This window comes from Enterovibrio gelatinilyticus, from assembly GCF_028683095.1.
Taxonomy (GTDB): domain Bacteria; phylum Pseudomonadota; class Gammaproteobacteria; order Enterobacterales; family Vibrionaceae; genus Enterovibrio; species Enterovibrio gelatinilyticus.
On the sequence record NZ_JAJUBC010000007.1, the window covers coordinates 1 to 20,105 of the forward strand.

At 44.8% G+C, this 20,105-nt stretch carries 13 protein-coding genes; 5 read left to right on the forward strand and 8 right to left on the reverse strand.

The features are described from left to right. Positions 1-29 precede the first annotated feature (29 nt). The 5 genes from LRP50_RS07735 to LRP50_RS07750 form a co-directional block, all read right to left on the reverse strand. Positions 30-1,043, reverse strand: coding sequence for a DUF4062 domain-containing protein (locus LRP50_RS07735; protein ID WP_274163891.1), 1,014 nt, complete (start codon positions 1,041-1,043; stop codon positions 30-32). Between the two features lie 317 nt (positions 1,044-1,360). Beyond that, positions 1,361-1,642: a TIR domain-containing protein gene (locus LRP50_RS25730; protein WP_420791205.1), complete on the reverse strand. Its 282-nt coding sequence runs from the start codon at positions 1,640-1,642 to the stop codon at positions 1,361-1,363. 68 nt (positions 1,643-1,710) lie between these two features. Continuing rightward, positions 1,711-2,178: a hypothetical protein gene (locus tag LRP50_RS07740; protein ID WP_274163892.1), complete on the reverse strand. Its 468-nt coding sequence runs from the start codon at positions 2,176-2,178 to the stop codon at positions 1,711-1,713. A 307-nt stretch (positions 2,179-2,485) separates the two neighbouring features. Continuing rightward, positions 2,486-5,536: an efflux RND transporter permease subunit gene (locus LRP50_RS07745; protein WP_274163893.1), complete on the reverse strand. Its 3,051-nt coding sequence runs from the start codon at positions 5,534-5,536 to the stop codon at positions 2,486-2,488. A gap of 3 nt (positions 5,537-5,539) precedes the next feature. Continuing rightward, positions 5,540-6,646, reverse strand: coding sequence for an efflux RND transporter periplasmic adaptor subunit (locus LRP50_RS07750; protein ID WP_274164024.1), 1,107 nt, complete (start codon positions 6,644-6,646; stop codon positions 5,540-5,542). A gap of 192 nt (positions 6,647-6,838) precedes the next feature. On the opposite strand from LRP50_RS07750, the gene LRP50_RS07755 reads away from it, so the two are divergent. Next, the gene (locus tag LRP50_RS07755) at positions 6,839-7,435 is read left to right on the forward strand and encodes a TetR/AcrR family transcriptional regulator (protein ID WP_274163894.1); all 597 of its coding nucleotides are present in this window, start codon (positions 6,839-6,841) and stop codon (positions 7,433-7,435) included. 98 nt (positions 7,436-7,533) lie between these two features. On the opposite strand, the gene LRP50_RS07760 is transcribed toward LRP50_RS07755, so the two are convergent. Then, positions 7,534-12,966: a PKD domain-containing protein gene (locus LRP50_RS07760; RefSeq protein WP_274163895.1), complete on the reverse strand. Its 5,433-nt coding sequence runs from the start codon at positions 12,964-12,966 to the stop codon at positions 7,534-7,536. Between the two features lie 367 nt (positions 12,967-13,333). On the opposite strand from LRP50_RS07760, the gene LRP50_RS07765 reads away from it, so the two are divergent. Next, on the forward strand, positions 13,334-13,723 hold the full coding sequence (locus LRP50_RS07765) for an HIT family protein (protein WP_274163896.1): 390 nt from the start codon (positions 13,334-13,336) through the stop codon (positions 13,721-13,723). Positions 13,724-13,821: 98 nt separating this feature from the next. Here the strand turns inward: LRP50_RS07765 and LRP50_RS07770 are convergent, their stop codons facing one another. Further along, positions 13,822-14,202, reverse strand: a complete 381-nt coding sequence (locus tag LRP50_RS07770) for a nuclear transport factor 2 family protein (RefSeq protein ID WP_274163897.1) — start codon at positions 14,200-14,202, stop codon at positions 13,822-13,824. 16 nt (positions 14,203-14,218) lie between these two features. Then, the gene (locus LRP50_RS07775) at positions 14,219-14,704 is read right to left on the reverse strand and encodes a VOC family protein (protein WP_274163898.1); all 486 of its coding nucleotides are present in this window, start codon (positions 14,702-14,704) and stop codon (positions 14,219-14,221) included. A gap of 131 nt (positions 14,705-14,835) precedes the next feature. On the opposite strand from LRP50_RS07775, the gene LRP50_RS07780 reads away from it, so the two are divergent. The 3 genes from LRP50_RS07780 to LRP50_RS07790 all read left to right on the forward strand — a co-directional run bounded on the left by LRP50_RS07780 (position 14,836) and on the right by LRP50_RS07790 (position 20,102). Further along, the gene (locus LRP50_RS07780) at positions 14,836-15,753 is read left to right on the forward strand and encodes a LysR family transcriptional regulator (protein ID WP_274163899.1); all 918 of its coding nucleotides are present in this window, start codon (positions 14,836-14,838) and stop codon (positions 15,751-15,753) included. 412 nt (positions 15,754-16,165) lie between these two features. Next, complete coding sequence (locus LRP50_RS07785) at positions 16,166-17,479, forward strand: anaerobic C4-dicarboxylate transporter family protein (RefSeq protein ID WP_274163900.1); 1,314 nt, start codon at positions 16,166-16,168, stop codon at positions 17,477-17,479. 346 nt (positions 17,480-17,825) lie between these two features. Further along, positions 17,826-20,102 carry a hypothetical protein gene (locus LRP50_RS07790; protein WP_274163901.1) on the forward strand — a complete coding sequence of 759 codons (2,277 nt, stop codon included), beginning with the start codon at positions 17,826-17,828 and terminating at the stop codon, positions 20,100-20,102. The last annotated feature ends 3 nt before the right edge of the window (positions 20,103-20,105 follow it).

The following is a 20,105-nucleotide window of genomic DNA, read 5'->3' on the forward strand; positions in this document are numbered from 1 at the left end:
CCCATCACCCCCATCACCCCCATCACCCGTTACTTATTACCCTTTTCACTTTTTCTCACGACTCTACTTTCCAACATTTTTCTAGAGCCAAACTCTGTCAACTCCCACTTAGAGACTGCATCGTCGTTATTAATAGAGATTAGATTTAGAGCAACAAACTGAATGCGAATAGTAAATAGCACCTGCGTATCAACTAGTAGACTACTAATATTGTAATCATTTGTATCTGTATTACTATAGTGAGACGCAATAAACTTACTAATAGAGGTTTCATATGGGCTATCGATTAAGAATGGTGATATGGTACTAAAAAGCTCTTCCCAGGTGGTTTCTTTAGACCAATTAGCATATTGAGTATTGTGGTTAAAGCTTTTTGCATAAATACTATAATCACCTTTAAGCATTATATTGCTATCAAGGTTAGCTAGCTCTTTTTCAGGAATTAGCGATGAGTGAGAGTTACTTTCTGCTAGCTGGATGCTTAATCTACTATTTTCTTTTCTCAACTCATTTATTTCAGCTAGTAACTCAGGTGAAGCTGTTGAATCTGCTCGTACCCAGCCGATTGCAGGAAACATTTTCATGGTTTTGTTTAAACTCAGTGAGACAAGACCGGGTAACTGTTCTGGACTATCCCAAAAACGAATTAAACGACCGTCACCTACTTTGTCGCGAAACTCTTGCAGTTTTTGATAATTTCTTTCATCATTTTCTGATTTAGCCCTTGGTAATTCATCTGGTGATTTATGCAATAACGCAATTACCTTAATACCTTTACTTACAGCATAATCAAACTCTTTTTCTGTATAGCTAAGTCCGTCGTCAGCGGTTGAACCATAACGACCTCCAATTATTAGTAAGTAATAGTCACAGTCATCAATTATTTTTTTAATGAATTCCCACTGCTCTTCATCCGCCGCTGGAAATAGCTCCATCCCAGCAGGAATGCAATCCATCTCCATCAATGTTTGGAGCACACTTTGCCTTTCGTCTTTAAGGTCAACATAGGTAGAACTCACAAAGACCTGATAACGCTTATCCATAACTATCCTATTTACTTAAACTAAAACTGGTTGCACCCAGCATTACTACTCATGTCGCCTAACGAATGACATGAATCCCCTCTCATACGGATTTGCCCCACTTAGTTGTCTTAATCAAAACCGAAGGTTCTATGTCTTCTCAATTCTTTTGCGGTGTTGTAGAGCGGCAGTCCAAAACATATCTCAGAATGTATTGCGGATGTTTGCCGAACGGGGGGGATCCATGTGGCCCAATTAAGGAGTGAGTAACGTTAACACGAAAATCAACCTTACCACCGTAAACACTGAACTCATATTAGAATCAAAAATCCCAAGCGTTAGGAATCACTCTTAAATTGATTGGCCCTCTTGGACTCAATTAGTGCCTGAATACTTCTTTGATTTAGCGACTGATTTCTAATGCAAATCGGTTTTACAACTATTCCTAGACTTGTTGCAGTTTCGATTTCCCACTGAACCCATGGGGAATCGGAAATAGCGTCGCTTTCAAGGAGTAGAATTACATCAGAGTTTATCAATTCATCTTTCACTCGGGCTTGTTTATCTAAAGAATCATTATGGAGTAAATCTATATAGGGTTCACTGAACGCTACTAACATGTTACTAAGTCGTTCTAGTAACTCTTTAGTTACTAGAGAATCCCTAACTGTATAACTAACAAAGACTTTCACTTTACAAAATACGCAGTTAATTTTGGCCAATTATCGTAAAGCAACACTATAATGCAACTAAGTGATATGTACATATAGAGCACCATCGAGATGTTTAAAATAGCAGCATACCAACAAACTGGTTTTGATGGCTCATCTGTGCACTCAATCAAATGTCTGTCTTGAATCTTATGAGTAATTTTATCCATTACACTTCGATTCTTTTTTTGATAGAAGTATGCGATTGCATCACATAGCCAAAAGCCAATTCCAATAACCATCACGACGATAGCTATGGTTGTAAAGCTTGTAGGAGTATCAATTTTCAGCAGTGCTGCAACGATTACCCCCAAAACTGTCACACATAACTTTTTATACTCAAAGCATTGATTACTTATTTGCAATGTAGATTCAAAGATTTGATCTATTGCTGCACGATCAATCTCATCCGCACACTTGGCTTTGTTGTCTATATTATCAGGCAATTAATGCTACTCTCTGTTTGTTTGGTTAGTGCTGACAACTTATTCGCTGGCAACTTGCCGCTTGGTCCAAAATCAGGCCTCCCGACCAAAATTGTGCTTTTTTTCACTATATTCGTAATGCTGTTCATTTAAACAGCATTGCATACTGTGCATTGACACTGTTGATAGTACAGTAAATTGAACAACTTGATCCCTAAAAAAATCAGCTCCCCAACACACTTTTAAGTAAAGTAGCCAAGTTTTAAGCACCTACAAAAACGCCACGCTTTCACGTGGCGTTTTGCTTTCTATTTTTCAGCTTTAATGCCTAAACCGCTTCCACCTTCACTCGAAAGAAAATCGCATAGAAAAGCGGGATAACCACCAAGGTCAGGATGGTTGCGAACAGCAGACCAAACATGATGGTGACGGCCATACTCTTGAAGAACGGGTCTACCAAGAGGGGGGCGACACCTAAGATGGTGGTTAATGCGCCCAGCAATACTGGCCTTGCGCGGCTGAGAGCAGCGTCGATAATCGCGTGGTAAGCGGTTTTACCGTCTTTGATTTCTACGTCGGCTTGGTCGACCAATACAATGGCGTTTTTCACCATCATCCCGATCAGGCTCAAGAAGCCGAGTATCGCCATAAACTCAAACGGCGTTTGGAAGATGATCAAACCGACCGTCACACCAATGATGGCGAGCGGGGCAGTTAGCCAAATCACCAATGGCTGACGAATGGCGTTGAACATAAAGATGACCGCCAAAATCATCGCGGCAAAGCCGTATGGCGCAGAAATCGCCAAGCCTTCGTTCGCGTCTTTTGACGCTTTGTACTCGCCATACCATTTCAGGGAATAACCCGCAGGCAGTTCGAGCGCTTCGATTTCCGTACGCACATTGTTAAACGCATCTGCCGTTAACACGCCCGGAGCTGGATCTGCTTGCACCAGAATGGTTGGCGTGCGATCAGTTCGACGAAGCATGTCATCTTGATACACCACATTGACCGATTCGACGACTTGGCTCAGAGGAATAAAACTACCAGCAGCGTGGCTAAACACTTCCGTGTTTTCAATCGCGCGCTGGTGGTTACGTTCCGATTCTGGTGAGCGCACCACAATCGGAATCAAATCGTCGCCTTCACGGAATGCACCAACATTACGACCCGACAAAGTCTGTGCAATGGCTTGGTTGATATCTTGTGTCGTCAAACCATAGCGTTGTGCGTCTTCTGCTGAATACACAGGGCGAAGCACAGGCACTTGTTGACGCCAATCGTCTTGAACCGCAATCAGGTTCGGGTTGTTTATCATGATGGTTTTGGCTTTTTCAGCCAGTTCACGCAACACGGCGCTGTTTGGGCCGGTAAAGCCAGCTTCAATTTTCTTGCCGCCCCCGCGACCGAGCATGAATTTCCATACCTTGATAGACGCATCTGGGTATTTCACGGAAAGATCGTGTTGCAGTTCACCCAACAATGGCGCGATTTTCTTGTAATCGTCGATGTCGATCAGCAATTGACCATAGCTTGGATTACGCGGTTCTGGGGCGTATGTCAGCATGAAACGCAAACCGCCACCGCCAATGAAGCTAGAAATATTGGTGATGCCTTCTTTGGCTTGAACGTCTTTCTCAATGTTTGCAACCAGCGCTTCGGTTCGCTTGATGTCAGAGCCTTGCGGCAAGTAAACATCTACCACAAACTGCGCACGTTGTGATTCAGGCATAAAGCCCGCTGGCACAAATTGTGCGCTCCATATTGCGGTGGCGAGGGTGCCAAGCAGAATAAGTGTGCTCAATGCGCGGTGCGTCAGTAACCAATGAAGTAAGATCTTGTATGCGGTAACAATGCGGCCAGGCTTTTGCTCTGTTTTTGCAGCTTTGACTTTGAGGAAATCCAAGCAAAGCATCGGCGTGATGGTGACGGCAAACACCCAGCTGAGGAACATGGAATACAAGATCACCCAGAACAGGGAGCCCGCGTATTCACCCATGTCCGACGGGGATAGACCAATCGCACTGAACGCACAGATACCGACGACCGTGCCGCCAAGCAGTGGCCATTTGGTGGCATTCACCACCTCTGACACGATGGTTTCACGGTCTTCATCTGGGTTCTGCTGGAAGCGCACCAGAATACCGTCTGTCACCACGATGGCGTTATCCACCAACATGCCCAGCGCGATGATCAATGCTCCCAATGAAATACGCTGCATGGCGATGTCTTCAATCAGCATCACACACAATGTACCCGCCACCGTCAGTAGCAACACGAAGCCGATGATCACACCAGATCGCACACCCATGAACAGCAGCAATACCACAAACACAATGGCGATTGCGGCAATCAGGTTATCAATGAAGTTGGTAACAGAGTCACGCACCGAGTCGGATTGCATCGAAATAACGTGCAGTTCCATGCCCAATGGGCGCTGGTTGTCGAGTTCAGCAATGCGCGCTTTCACGGCATCACCCATGTCGACGACGTTACCGCCGGTGACATTGGAGATACCAAACCCAATGGCACGCTCACCGTTGTAACGCATCAGCATGGAAGACGGCTCTTTGTAGCCACGGGTTACGTCAGCTATGTCGCCCAAACGCAGCACGGTGTTGTTGTTACCGACGGCGATTTGCAGGTTCTTCAAGTCTGCTATCGATTCAATGCTTGAACTGGGGATGACCGGAATACGCATGACGTCGGTTTCGATGCTGCCTGCCACGGTCACCATGTTCTGCTTTTGCAGCACGTCGTAAACTTTATCGGCTGATACGCCGAACTTTGCTAGGCGCTCGCTAGAGATCTCAACAAAGATGGTTTCTTGTTGTTCGGCTAACGTGGCGGTTTTGGCAACGCCTGGCACCAGCACTAAATTACGGCGCAAGGTATCGACGTAATCTTGCAGTTGCTTGTGGGTAAACCCTTCACCCGTGACGGCAAAGAAGAGGGCATACACATCAGCAAAATCATCGTTGACGATAGAAGGACCAGCACCGGGAGGGAGCTGTCGCTGCACATCAGAAATCTTGCGGCGCAGTTTGTCCCATACCTGCTGCAAATCCGCCGCGTCTTTGGCGAACTCGAGTTTGATCTCAACCGTGACCTCTGACATGCCTTGTTTCGACACAGATTTCACTTCTTTGAGTTCTTGAAGGGATTGCACTGCGCCTTCAATCAGGTCCGTAACTTCGTCTGATACTTCTTGTGCCGTTGCGCCAGAGTAAGGCGTGTTGATCACGGCCTGACGTATAACGAACTCGGGATCTTCAAAGCGCCCGAGGTTTAAGTAACTGATGTAGCCGCCGATCAGAGTGAGGGCAATCAATACCCAAACGCTGGTGCGTTTGGCTATGGTAATACGAGCTAAGTCCATCAATTACTCTCCGTTCTTGTCATCGGTGTAAGGACGCACTTCTAACCCATCACGAATGCTCGACACTCCCGCGATCACCACACGCTCTCCTTGCGCAAGATGACTTTTCACCACGATGCGATTTTTGCTTAGTGCGCCGACCTCGATAAAGCGTTTTTCGGCTTTGTTGTCAGCGTTGATCACCCACACAAATTGCTTGCCTTGATTGTCAGGAACGACAGCAGTCAGTGGCACAGTGATAGTTTGTGCGTTGGTTTCTGCCTTTTCTTCATCAGCAGGGACAACTTTTACGGCCATGCCAGGTAAAGCGCGAAAACCTTTCAAATCCTCAAAGCCCAAAACAACAGGGTAGGTTTGGGTAACAGGGTCGGCTTCGGTGGCATAGGTGCGAAGAACAAGTGGGAATTTTTGCCCAGGAATCGAAGACAGTTCGGCAAAGGCTTTGGTCTGATCTATGCCAGAAAGCATCACTTTATGAGGGATGTTGATCACAACTTCCAAATCGCTTAAATCATGCAAAGCAACAATGGTTTCGTTGGCTTGAATTTGAATGTGGTTGTCGACCATTTTACGGCCAATAATCCCATCAAACGGGGCCTTCAGTTCGGTGTATTCAAGTTGGCGAGTGGCATCTTCAACACGGTTTTTTTCTAAGTCATAGCGTGTCGTAATGGCGTCCAAATCGCTTTTAGAGATGGCTTGGCTCTTGTCGTATATCGCTTTGGCACGACGGTACTCGACTTCGGTGTTTTTGAGTTCGAGCTTGGCAGATGCTAACGCGGTTTTGGCATCACGCGCATCGAGCTCTGCCAATACTTGGCCTTCTTTAACTTGGTCGCCTTCTTTCACGAATACTTCTGTCAGGCGTCCGCCGATACGGAATGCCAAATCAGCTCGTTCCGCTGCGCGGATCACGCCATTGAAACTCAGTTCATCACTGCCACGCGCTGACACCAATTCGGTAAGGGCTGGCTTAATCACAGGGGCAGCAACTTGCTGAACCTCATTTTCTCCACATCCACTCAATAAAAGCACAGAGAACGCGATACTTGCGGCGAGGGTATTGGCTTTGAAAGTTGCCAACGTAGACTTTTTAGAAACCATGGTCACCTTTTTCTTCATAAAAACGGCGATCGACGCGATCACTGTTTAACCGTTGTGTTTTCTTTCTATTCTGGCTAAAACATTGCCAAGAAGTGAAATTCACCTCAATATTAACTAGTTTTCATAACAAGTAAACTCTAAAGTGTACTATTTTCGACTGTGTTGCTAAAGTTCTTGTATCGGTAAATGGAGATATGTATGACACGCTCGGAACAAAAACGTCTGGCCATCATCAACGCGGCGAAGGAAGAATTCATTCGATATGGTTTTATCGCAGCAAACATGGACAGGGTCTGCACCTCGGCAGAAGTGTCTAAGCGCACGCTATATCGCCATTTTGAAAGTAAAGAGGTGTTGTTTGAATCTGTACTGACCATTATTCAAGAGTCTGTACAGGAAAAGGCTAGCTATCCGTTTGACCCTGAAATCAGCGCGTATGAACAGTTAAAAGCGATTAGCCGAAAGGAAGTCGATATTCTCTATCACTACTACGGTATTCCGCTGACACGCGTCATCCTGATCGAGTTTCTTCGCCAGCCTGACATGGGCCAAGCCATTATCACCAAGCTCTATAACGCCAAAGCACTAGCCGGGTGGTTTGCCGGTGGCATAGAAGCAGGCAAACTCAGCAACATGACACCCGAGCTTTTCACCAACACCTATTCGAGCCTGTTCAACGGTATGTTCTTATGGCCACAAGTCTTCGAAATGCGTGCCATCCCAGAGGGGAAGGATATCGACGACAACATCGAGCATGTCGTGAATGTAGTGCTTGGGGCGTGTGGGGTGGAGTAGCAAATTGATATATCTGAATTACTGCTTGCTGCAGCCAGATGCGTGAGAGCGAGAAAAGGCGAACCTAGGTTCGCCTTTTGGATCAGATTTATAAGTATTTAGTCGAAGGTAAAAGTGATGAGGCTAGTCGTACCATCTTCATTATCCACTGCACCAAACAAACTTGAAGGGGTGTTTATGAGCTTGCCTGCAGAGTTGGCTTCTGTTGCATTCGTCAACTCAAAGCTTTCTAAATTAAACTCATAAAGCTGGTAAGGAGTTGACGCATAGGAATTGGTCGTCAACATGTATGCATTCAGGTTGTCAGAATTAAAGCTCAAGTCTAGGATGAACTCGGTTTGCTCAAATAGGCTTTGAACGAATGTCATTGTTTCAGCGGTAAACAGGAAACCACCTCTAGCCAAAACGTTTTCCCCGTTTGGTAACACCCAAACATTCCCTGCAATGTTGTAATCACCGTGGTAGGAGAGTTGCCCTATGTAACTGATTCCCTCACCGGAAATATCGAACTTTTCAAAATCAGACGGCGAAAGATCTGTATCTGCAGCAAATACAATTTCTCCATCTGGGTGAAGGGATAGTCTGGATCTTTGCCTAATAGATGATGAACCAAGCAAACTACCTGATAACGAGTCAAACGCATAAATGCTGGTCCATTGACCCGAACCAGACGAAACTATGAGCTTCCCATGTTGATTGACCACTAAATCATAGGGATCAATCGGGATAACATAAGTGTTGATCTTAGCTTGTTGAGCCGTGTCGAATACAGCGATATAGCCAGATTGTTCTTCATTCCACCAGTATGAGCTGTGGTTTTCAGTTACCAATGAAACGAATAGTGTTTGTCCATCCGGAGAAAGTGCCATTCGCTCTGGCTTATGTTCAAACTCAAAATACTTTTCTGTTAACCCTGTTTGCATATTAACGAGGTATAGCTTTTTAGCTAGGAAGTCTGAGATATAGGCAATATTGTGGATATCGTCATATTGAATTGCAGTAGATTTAAAAGGTAGCTCGTAAGGCAAGTGGGCTTCAGAAAACTGAACCCCGAAGTCATTTTCAAACAAGACATCAACGGTAATTGAGGTAACGTCCGTTGAGCCTGAGGAGTCTTTGACTTCCAATATAATCGTTTTCGAGCCAGCGGTGCTATATCTTCTCTCTAGTAGAGCGTCGGTATTGTATTGGGTATCCCACTGGCCATCGTTGTCTATGTCCCATCGATATAAAAGTGAGTGTCCATCTTCATTATCAGTGCTTGAGCTTGCATCAAAAGTAAATAGGCTATTTGTGGTGTCGGAGGTGGACGAGTAAGTAAGTCCTGCTGTTGGCGGAGTGTTAGCACCGCAATCTGCGCAAGGGTTTTCTGCAAAGTACAGAGTACTATCTACTGCCGACAACGTTAATAATTGTCCGTTTGTAAACGCTAGTAAATCGACTTCATTGATTGAAAGATTTTGAATGAACCCGTTGCTTTCGAAGTTGTAAAGTTGGATTGAACCGTCACTTTTGAGCACAAAAAGTGCGTTGTTTGCTGTGTCGAAAGCTACGTCTACGATTTCACCACTAGTATTGGGTAGCTTGGCATAATGAGTCATATCCGAAGTCAGGAAAATGTCTCCTCCAGCCGAAATCAGAAAGTCTCCATTTGGATATACCCAAACTTTACCGCCGATATTGTACGAACCATGGTAAGGCGAATCACCCAATGAAACGATCGCTTCACCTGAAATATCAAACTTTTCAAAGTCTGAAGGGCTCAAGTCAGTATCTGCTGCGAATACGTAATCCCCCGAAGGATGAAGTGAAAGATGAGAACGTTGCCTAATGGACGCTGATCCTAGTACTTTCCCCGATAAGCCATCAAGTGCATAAATATCTGTCCATTGGCCTGACCCAGAAGTAACAATTAACTTCCCTTGTTGATTGACGACTAAATCAAATGGATCGGTTTTCACTTCATAGGTATGAACTTTAGCCATCTGCTCTAGGTCGAATATTGCGATGAAACCATTCTGGTCAGCCTCCCACCAATATGAACTGTGCTGTTGAGTCAGCAATGCAAGATAAAGAGTTTTTCCATCAGGTGACAGCGCCATTCGTTCAGGCATTTGGTCAAACTCGAAGTATTTTTCGGTAGAACCAGTCTGAAGATCGACGACATAAAGTCGCTTTGCTTCTATGTCTGAAAAATAGGCTTTGTTTCTCGTAGCATCAATCTCAAAGTCAGTAATGTTGAAGTCTATCTGGAAGCTTTGGCTGTCTTCCACCAAAACACCAAGATCAGGAAGGTCTCTAACAACGAGATCAATGGTTCGAGTAGAACTGAGTCCACTCGGATCCATTACTTCTAGTGTGACGGAGAAATTTCCAGTACTAGAAAAAACATGGTTAAACGTTTTCTGGTTCGATAACTCTGTCTCCCATGTTCCGTCAGAGCCTACATCCCATCGATAAAGCAGTGATTCTTGGTCTTCAACATCAGAACTTGGGCTTGCGTCAAAGACGAAAGTATCTTCCACCGTCCCGGCAGTTGGAGAGTATGAATAGTCTGCTACTGGGGCTGTGTTTGGCGCACAGTTCAGACACGGGTGTGCGGTAACTCCAAAGGAGGTTGAACCATCGACTGATTGCTCGACGACCAATACCTGGTCTCGGAAAAATGTTGCGAATTCAGCATTGGCATCATTCAATACCGCAACTGGTTGAAAGGTAGAGAGGTTATAGTAATTTACAGTTCCTTCAGGCGACACCAAGCTAAATGTATTTTGTTCAGCGTCAAAACTGATGTGCTTTGCTTCAACGCCAAGTTCAGCAAAAAGCTCTGTTTCGTTAATGTTGTATATGTCCCCTTTAGAGGTAATGAGATACACACCATCAGGGGAAACCCAAGTTTCCGCAGCGTCAGGGTAATTGCCAGAATATCCAAAACTGCCGATGTTTAGGATGCTTGTTTCATTCAAAGAGAATATTTGTATGCCTACATCTCGCTTTTGTGCATCCGTAGCGAATATATAACTTTCGTTTTTTGAAACCGATAATTTAGCTCGCTCAGCAATATAGCTATTGCTGATGGTCTCTCCTGTCGAGGCATCAAGCAGGAAAATACTGCCATATTGCCCAGAGCCTGTTGATACCACTAGACGGTCGTATGAAGTGGCCACGATATCAAAGGGGTCAACGGGTACTTCAAAAATATTGACCCTTGCAAGCTGTTCCAAGTCGAAGGTGGTAATGAAGCCCGCTTGATCTTCTTCATGCCAATATTGGTCATGCTCTTGAGTTAGAAGCGCTACATAAAGTTGTGAACCGTCAGGCGAAAGCGCCATTCGTTCAGGCATATAGTCGAATTCAAAATACCGTTCTGACATGCCAGTAATGGGGTTGATGACATAGAGACGTTTTCCCTCTTTGTCAGATAGATAAGCTCTGTTTCTTTGGGGATCCGCGATAATGTGTGCGGGAGAAAAGTCCAGCTGATTTGCCGTGCTGTTGGTTATTTCAACACCAGTATCAACACCAGACATTACTTCGATAACGATTTTTTTCGTATCAGTTAATCCAAAATTATCGATGACTTGAAGGACGATGGTTTCAGTCGTTGCTGTCAAAAATGAATGTTTGAATTCAGGAGACGATGAATACTCAGTTTCCCAGTTTCCATCTCCACCTAAATCCCAGCGGTAGAGAAGTGTTTGATTGGCGTCTGGATCATAGCTGTCTGATGCATCAAAGGTGTATTCATCCCGCGTGGTGCCGTTTTCAGGAGAGTAAGCAAACTGAGCTACAGGTTTTTGATTATCAACACAATCTAAGCAAGGATGGGTAAATTTATTGATGGTAAGTTGTTCATTGAGATAGTCGATGTCTACCAAATAGATAAGGTCATCAACGGTGAACGTTTTTTCATAAATTCCATCTATTTCGCTGTCTGGGACTACGCTCAGGCTTTTGGCGTTTACGACTAAGATGGAGCCACCAAATTTGGTGACATATATAAAATCACGCTCTTCATCGAAGTGGATATCGTTTATGAATACGACGTCTGGTAGCGAGCCAAGCACTGATAAGTCTTCTGTGTCGAGGATTACCCCTGCTTTTGTAATAACAAAACTGCCGTCCGGTGAAAGCCAGATTTTATCTGCAATAGCTTCTTTGTCACGAGCGACGTAACTGCCTGCTGGTGTGATGCCAGATGCTGACAATGCATACTTGTCTAATGTTCTATCGGAGCCGCCTGAGTCTCCGATGTAAAGCCAATTACCGTCTTTAGATATGGCGATAGTGCCACCAAAGACTGATGACTCGCTATCGACCAGTTCTCCATTTTCAGCGTTGTAAAGGTTTGTCCTAGCTGACGAACCTGAGTTGACGACAACTAAGCCATCTTCTCTTGCTGCTATTTCTCCTGGTTGGATATCAACATCGAAAACATTAATGATCTCGAAAGTATCTGGGTCGACGACGGCGATGCTGCCAGAGTGACGATTTCCAGGGGAATGCAACGAGATGTATATGCGTTTACTCGTTGGCTCAAAAAATAGGTAGCTCGGTTTTTCATCAAATTCCACAACACTTATTTCTTTTGCGGAAGATAAAGAAAATGCTTTTAGCTGTTGGCGTTGATAATCCGTTGCGAAGAGTCGTCCTGTGGACGAATCAAATGCGGTAAATGTAAAACCACTCTCAAGTGATGTCGCAGTAAAAGCAAAATTCGCCTCGGTATCTTCTGTGTCTAGTACGCCATCATTGTCATCATCGGTGTCAGCGTTATCACCAATGAAATCCAAATCAAAGTCCTGACTCTCATCTTTGTCCCAAGCGAAATGGTCGCGACTGTCTTCTATACCATCGTTATCGTCGTCAGGGTCAGTAGCGTTTGGAATACCGTCATTGTCTGTATCAATAATCTTGGACTCTGAAAGCGTTTTCTCGAAGTGCTCAAAAGCTTGATTCGCCGAAATTAAAGCGCTTTCATCGGGTAACCCAAACAAGGCATGTGAGGTGAGCAAATCTTCAAATTCTAGCGCTGATAATGTGAGATCTTGGTAGGAAAGACCGGCTTGTTGGATGGAGTTAATTTTGTCGGTGTCGAGGCTGATCGTTTGGGATATATCACCGTCGTCATCAAGCGATTGAAGCAACCTTAATAGATTTGAGGTCGTTGGGTTTCGGGTGTTGAAGTTACTAACAAGATCAAACGGTGTGAGAACACCGGAAGCTTCAACTTCAGGGAATTGGATACCTGCCAACGTGAATGAAATCATATCATCGTCGTTGTAAGAAAACTCACCTAGGGCGTTTGTTGAACCTTTTTCTCCAGACGACGTTGTATAGGGCAGGCCTTCTACGGGGGAGTCGATGAATACGCCTGTTAATGAGGCACTTGATTCAACCGGTGTTTCAGGGGATGAAGGGTCTGATGGTGAAGACGTTTCAGGCTCTGAACCGCCGCCGCCACCACAACCTCCGATAATTGTTGTTGCTACGAGCACACTGACGAGACTTGCAAGCTGATGTAATTTCATTCCGCCGCTTTCCTTTTTATAGATACTTTTGTACGTGTCACTTTTCTTTAGATTGAATCGATTAGGGGATTCAAAATCTCGTACTTTTGACGAGTGAAGTTTGCACGTTTTGTCATTTCTCTTTGCTCGTCAGCGTTCAAAATGGATGCAGTAAGGGACTGCTGACGGTGAGAAATTTACAGCTCAAGTCTCACACATTCGAAAGCGGAAGCGGTGTCGCAAAAGCTATAAACTGCTAATGTTTTTGTACGTTATTGTGTGACTGTTTTGAGAATGTCAGGCCGTTGAAAACCTGTTTTCAAACACAAGTTTTTAAAAGTATTGATATAAAAAAAGGTGTTACGGCATCTTTTATACGGTGGTGGAAATGAAAATCATTGAACAAATTGTGGCGAGAGAATTAGACGCGGTGATTGTGTACGAGTCTCCAGATGTGATCGCTTTCGCAGATCATGAGCCAATCAACGTGGGTCATCTTTTGATTGCCCCAACTCGACCTTACCAAACGTTTATTGAATTACCTGACTATATAAACGAAGAAATTCAACGTGTGGCAAAAGACCTTTACGAACGTATCGAGAACTTGTATTCACCTGATGGCATTACCTTCATGCAGAACAATGGGGCGTTTAACGATCTTGGGCATTATCACTTACACATATTTCCTCGATTCGAAGAAGATGGGTTTAGTTGGGTGAGCACAAACCTTGGCGTTCAATCCATTGAAACACTCAAAAAGTCTTTGGTTGGTATCTAATTCGCAGCCCACTCTGTGAACGAGTGAGTGGAAACAGAAATAGCAGATAGACAATAGGAAAACCGAGTACGACACAAACCTCGGTTTTTACGTGCGTTTTATAAACCTGAAATGTCTGCAAAAACTAAATAGTCCTCAATCAAGCCATTTTTCACATCGAGAAATGTAGAGAAAACGGCTGAGTACTCGCTACCATCTAACCTGACATAGTCTACGGTGCCAAAACAACTGATACGGGTAGAATCGGTTTTAACTGAACCTTGAAACATAATGTCATCGATGGTGTGTTTCATGGATTCTATGCTGGAAAAAAACTGACTATTTCCCTCCAAAATCTTCGCTTTGTTCGTCACTTCAGGGTAGTTCCCGAGACGAAAACGGCTGTGCTCGCTCAGTGCGGTATTCAAATAATCGACGTCTTTATTGTCGACGGCTTGGTATAAGTTTCGTACTAGGGTGTCGACTTGTTGGTTGTCCATGCTGTTCTACCTCTATTTATGCGTTGGTTGTTATTTTGTTTGTCTGTTTCTTTTCAAGCTCACCACTTTCGCCGCCATACATGTTTTTCTCTGAAGGCTTTTCACTGCTGTATTGAATAAACTCAAACTGAAAGCCTGCGGGATCGTTGTAATACACGGTTTGACGGAAAGGGTGGTCGCGGCCTTTGATATCTACGCTAAAGCCTTTGAGTGATAAGCGGTCAATGATGCTCTGTAGGTCATCTACTGCAAAACCGATATGTGCTACGCCTGGTTCGATGCCTTTAACACTGCGAATTTGGCCAACGGCACTGTCGTTTAGCGTCAGGTAATAATCATCGTCGCCGACATGCAGCCAATGACGCTTGGAGACGTTGTCTCCCGATCCCCATGTCATATCGCCTTCGCCACGCACTCGCCATTGTGGAAACGCAGTGAGTAAGAATGCCAATGTGGGTTGAATGTCTTCCATCACTAAATTGATATGTTCTAAGCGCACCATAGGTATCTCCAATTTGCTGCTGGTATGTTCTCAGTGGATGGTCAAACTTTAGATTCATCACGTTGCATTAACAATACGGTTACATGTAGACTCTTAGTTGAGTTTTTCTCAACAATAGTGTGGGTAGGTCTTTGGATACGATTAATGCGATCCCGATTTTTGTTGCTGTTGCGGACAGTGAAGGCTTCTCTCGTGCTGCACAAATGCTGGGTATTTCTAAATCGGCGGTGAGTAAGCGTATCACTCAGTTAGAGGCGCAACTCGGAGCGCGATTGTTCCATCGCACAACGAGAAAATTGAGCCTGACGGAAGCTGGGGAGCGATATTATCAATATGCCGCTCAGGCCAATCGGGCGGCACAGCAAGCCGAAGATGCAGTGAGTGAAATGCAAGGCGAACCCAAAGGGCTATTGAAAATCCTGTTGCCGATGACGATTGGGCAATTGCACATTGCCCCGCTGATTCCTGTGTTTCTTGAGCAATATCCTCAATTAGACATCGATATTATTCTGGATGACCGTGAGGTGAATCTTGTTGAGCAGGGATTTGATTTAGCGATACGAACAGGCGGAGATTTATCAGATTCGACGTTAGTGGCGCGTCGTTTGGTGCCATTGCACAGTGTTGTATGTGTTTCTCCAACGTTTTATGAAAAGCATCAGGCACAGTTGATGACACCGCATCAATTGGTGGATCTCAACTGTCTTATCTATAGCTATTCCAGCAACGCATCCCTATGGCAGTTTACGTCTGAGAACGGAGAGGTGTGTAAGATAAAAGTGGCGGGAAACTACCGCGTGAATAATATTGCCGCGGTTCGCGACGCGGTGATCGCTGGGCTGGGTGTATCACGGCTCCCGACATTCATTGCAGGAGATGCCATTCAACGGGGCGAGTTGGTCGCACTATTCCAAGGCTATAACATGCCGCATAAACATCTCTATGCAGTGTACCCAGAGCGACATTATTTACCTGCGAAGGTTAGAGTGTTTTTAGATTTCATTGTCGAGAAGCTAGGAAATGGATCTGCCTATTGGGATCGTTTTTGACATGAAAACGACATACAAATCGCCATTAGCACGACGAGCACTTTAAGCATCATTAGCACCATTCGCATTGATTGGGCTGGTGTGATGCCATCCTGCATATGCTCAATTCTAAGCAAAATCCGTTCAAGATGTTTAGTGCCTCCTGAGATATCTCCTTTAAGCTTTCCTCCAATACATCCGTCAATACCAGCAATAGGAAAGCAAGAACCACTTCCGTGTTACATCTTTTACTCTTTTTTGATCGCATTACGTTTCGGAAACTCCGTAAAACTAGATGTCACTCTAAATTATTGAAGTTAAGGTATTTACATTCAAAATTTGACCATCTTCTGTGATGTTAATTCGATAATTCGCGAGAATAAATATCTATGATTTGCGCGTTAATAATAACGTTGTCATCAAGGAGTTTGATGTGTTTTTCATCGAGTTTTTCATTGTTCTCGGTTGTATCTTAATTGGTGCTCGCATCGGCGGGATTGGTCTAGGTGTATTGGGTGGTGTTGGTCTTGCCATCCTGAGTTTCGGCTTTGGTCTTCAACCTACGAGCCCACCTATTGATGTCATGCTAATGATCATGGCGGTTGTGGCGGCTGCGGCAGCAATGCAAGCGTCAGGTGGCTTAGATTACCTCATCAAGATTGCTTCAAGCATTTTGCGCAAAAATCCTCGTCACATCACTTTTATCGCGCCACTTGTTACCTATCTATTTACCTTCCTTGCTGGTACTGGCCACGTAGCGTATTCCGTGCTGCCTGTTATTGCTGAAGTTAGCCGTCGCAGCGGTATTCGTCCTGAACGCCCGTTGGGTATGGCGGTTATCGCTTCGCAGTTTGCGATTGTAGCGAGCCCAATTGCCGCTGCCGTTGTTGCTTTGGTGGCGTTCCTTGAGCCTCAAGGCATTACCCTTGCACAAGTACTGGCTATCACGATTCCAGGTACGTTCCTTGGTTTAGCATCTGCTTGTGTCATCGTGAACAAGCTAGGTAAAGAACTGAAAGACGACCCTGAATACCAACGTCGTATGCAAGATCCTGCATTCCGTCACGAGATGGAACAAGATGTTGAAGTGGCGGAAATCGTTGTTAAAAAAGAAGCGAAAACCGCCGTTGGCCTGTTCTTATTTGGTGCATTGGCTGTGGTCATCATGGGGGCGTTCCCTGCACTTCGCCCTCAGTTTAATGGCTCGGCGATGGGCATGGCACACACCATTGAAATCATCATGTTATCAATGGGTGCGTTGATCATTTTGATTTGTAAGCCTGATGGTAATGAAATCACGCAAGGTTCGGTGTTCCATGCGGGTATGCGCGCGATCGTGGCAATCTTCGGTATTGCATGGCTGGGTGATACGTTTATCGCGGGTCATGGCGATGTCGTGAAAGAAACGGTGTCAGGTCTTGTTGAAATGGCACCGTGGACATTTGCTTTTGCGCTGTTTGGTTTATCCGTGATGGTAAACAGCCAAGGCGCAACCACTGCGGTGTTGGTGCCCGTTGCTATTGCGCTTGAGTTGCCAGTGGAAGTAATTATTGCGACGTTTGTGGCAGTGAACGGTTACTTCTTCATTCCTAACTATGGCCCAATCATTGCGTCTATCGACTTTGACCGCACGGGAACAACCAAGATTGGTAAGTACATCTTTAACCACAGCTTTATGATCCCGGGTCTATTGAGCATGGTGTTTAGTATTATCTTCGGCTTTATCTTTGCAGGCTTCGTTCTGTAATTACTCACGCTGAAATAAAATGATACAAATTTGCCGCCCTTCGGGGCGGCTTTTTTATTGTTTATTATCATGAAAACGTGAGTTGCATATGCGTGCAGTTCAATATTTGAAGTCGGCGCAGAAATATAGAATTGAGCTTTAAATCAATATGTTGTGGTGTAAATATAGCGCGCGCTAGAAGAGAGGGTGTTGACAAAGGTTACCTGCTTCTTGAATTAAACATGAATAGTTTACATGGCAAATACAGCGAGAAAAAACAGTTTGATCTTAGACATTACTAGGTGATGTGCCAATCGCCTTTGTTGTACTTACCTACCTACAGTTTTATTTATTTTGGAATATATGGATGTACCTGAATAATAGTTTTAGAACTCTTTTCCTACCAATGGTTTTATTCCTAACAGCATGTGGTGAATCTGTCACTTTTTCCCCAGAAATCGGTGATGAAAAACGCTATTGGGCATATGCACATACCACCCGCGATGTGGCGACTAACCCTGAAACAGTGATGCTCAGTGAGAGTTTACTTCACTATAAAGTGGAACAAACGGGAGATGCTCTGAGCTTGCATGTTACTCCTGAGCACTTGCAATTTTCGACAGGGCGTTCGGGTTTTTCAAGTGTCGATTCGTCTAAACGTAACCCACAGATACAGACAATATTTAGCGCTGGCTTTGATGTTTCGCTGAATTCGGAAAGCGGAGAACTGACCGATTTTACAGCAAGAAATAGAGAACAGTGGGAGTCGTTTGTTAAGCGAGGTGGTCAGATTTTGATGAACAGCTTGCAATCAACCATTAACGCGCCGGGGTTCATCCAATCCATTCCGGTTAAAGTTGGCAGCGAAGTGCAATTAACGAACTTTAAAGGCGTTCCTGTCACATTGACGGTTCAGAGTGTTTCTGAAAAAGCGGTGTTTGCAACAATGTCTTCTAGAGGCACAGAGGCTTCTTCGGTAGAGCAGAACGTCTTAGAAAAACAGCTGTTTGGTCAAGTCGAAATTAATCGTGCTACCGGCTGGTTAGAACAGATGCTGCTTGTGATGAATATTCCCGTAGAGGTTTATGGCAAAACCAAAATGACACAATTCGCTTTTGCTATGCATCCTGAAGATGAATCGGTAGGGACTTTCGCTGAGATTTTTTACAACACCTATTACGATGACGAACAGCATTGGTTTGATATTTTTCCGTTACCAGAGGGGCAGCCAACAAACGAGATGCTGACTGCGGAAGATGTTCTACCTTATCCTCGCGGTATGCTACTTGAAGAAGATGCGGGTTTTCGCCTTGCTTACCCGACGGACATAGCTAAACAGCAACAGATCGGGCGAATCGCATTTCGCGATGTTAGAGGTTATATCGACGGTCAACCTACCAAGGTGAAATTTTCTGCACCGCTAGATCAACAATTCATTGATGAAGGGATGAATGTCTCAGCGCATATTCAGCCCTTGGGGTGGCAGATCGAGCGAGAGCTAAATGATCTGGAAACCGTTGCTGCCTACGTTGATTACTACAACGTATCGGAAGCGCGTTACAACGTGCCGTGGACAGGTGGGAAAACACAAACGTTCCAGTTGGGAGAGATAACGCTTACTGCCACCTTGGTTACAGGTACACATAATGAGTATCGACTTGAATATACCAATACGGCTAATAGCCGATTAGCGTTAACTGTTGGTGGACTTCAAGGTCAAATGAGCTTCCCATCAGATCCGAACCTCCCGTCATGGTTGGCACCGAGTTCAAAACAAATGCTTAGCTTCTTAGGAAACTCAGTTCTCCAACAGAATGCTATTGCAGTGAAGCTCTTTTCAGCCCCAACTGAAGTGACCTTCACTGTGCATAGTCAAAGTGAGACCCCGAGCTTTTCTCGCGAAGTGGTTTTTTGGGATCAAGCGTGGTTCTTGTCCAGTGCTGAAATGCCGCCTATGGGTCTAGTGCCTTCAGAGAATTATTTGTTTGACGCGGAAGACCTTGCAGCGTCAAGCGAGCAAGAATCAACGTTTGATTTTAATAATGACCTGCACATTGCGACCGAATCTCCTCACAACGCGGTCGTTGCACTGCCTTATGTATGGGAGAACGTGTGCCAGTTAAGTATTGATAATACGCCGAACGTTAACGGTCATCCTTTGGTGTGGAAACCGCAACCAAAAACCAGCAATGACGTAGCGGGTGGGCCGAACAAGATTGAAGACAACACGACTGCGTACCAACTGACGACGCCAGATGGCATACGACGCTATTTCTATGACATGGAAGTTACAACACGTTTATCGTGTGAAGGAACACCGTCATGGGAAGAAATGGCGCTTGCCCCGAGTCCATTTCCTTGGCTGATTGATGTGAGTAAGGTGGTCGATTTTGACCATCAGCAATCAGTGAAACAGTTCATCAGCGGATACCGAATTTACAATAAACATGGTGAACCATTGTCACCCATCGATCGATATGGCAAGGCGGTGACTGTCGATGATAGCCCGCTTTCAGAGGCTCTTTTTGATGGAACCTACATCAAAATGTCAGGCAAGATTTCTCGCATTGAGCACTTCAAGGTTGAAGGTGAACCGTTAGAGAAATCCTTTGTCACTAAGCTTCCACCGATCAAGAAAGGGTAAGAC

Excerpts from the sequence above, each read along its gene's own strand:
- LRP50_RS07790 (WP_274163901.1), top strand. The coding sequence starts at position 17,826 with ATGTACCTGAATAATAGTTTTAGAACTCTTTTCCTACCAATGGTTTTA.
- LRP50_RS07745 (WP_274163893.1), bottom strand. The coding sequence starts at position 5,536 with ATGGACTTAGCTCGTATTACCATAGCCAAACGCACCAGCGTTTGGGTA.
- LRP50_RS07760 (WP_274163895.1), bottom strand. The coding sequence starts at position 12,966 with ATGAAATTACATCAGCTTGCAAGTCTCGTCAGTGTGCTCGTAGCAACA.
- LRP50_RS07770 (WP_274163897.1), bottom strand. The coding sequence starts at position 14,202 with ATGGACAACCAACAAGTCGACACCCTAGTACGAAACTTATACCAAGCC.
- LRP50_RS07735 (WP_274163891.1), bottom strand. The coding sequence starts at position 1,043 with ATGGATAAGCGTTATCAGGTCTTTGTGAGTTCTACCTATGTTGACCTT.
- LRP50_RS25730 (WP_420791205.1), bottom strand. The coding sequence starts at position 1,642 with ATGTTAGTAGCGTTCAGTGAACCCTATATAGATTTACTCCATAATGAT.
- LRP50_RS07765 (WP_274163896.1), top strand. The coding sequence starts at position 13,334 with ATGAAAATCATTGAACAAATTGTGGCGAGAGAATTAGACGCGGTGATT.
- LRP50_RS07755 (WP_274163894.1), top strand. The coding sequence starts at position 6,839 with ATGACACGCTCGGAACAAAAACGTCTGGCCATCATCAACGCGGCGAAG.
- LRP50_RS07775 (WP_274163898.1), bottom strand. The coding sequence starts at position 14,704 with ATGGTGCGCTTAGAACATATCAATTTAGTGATGGAAGACATTCAACCC.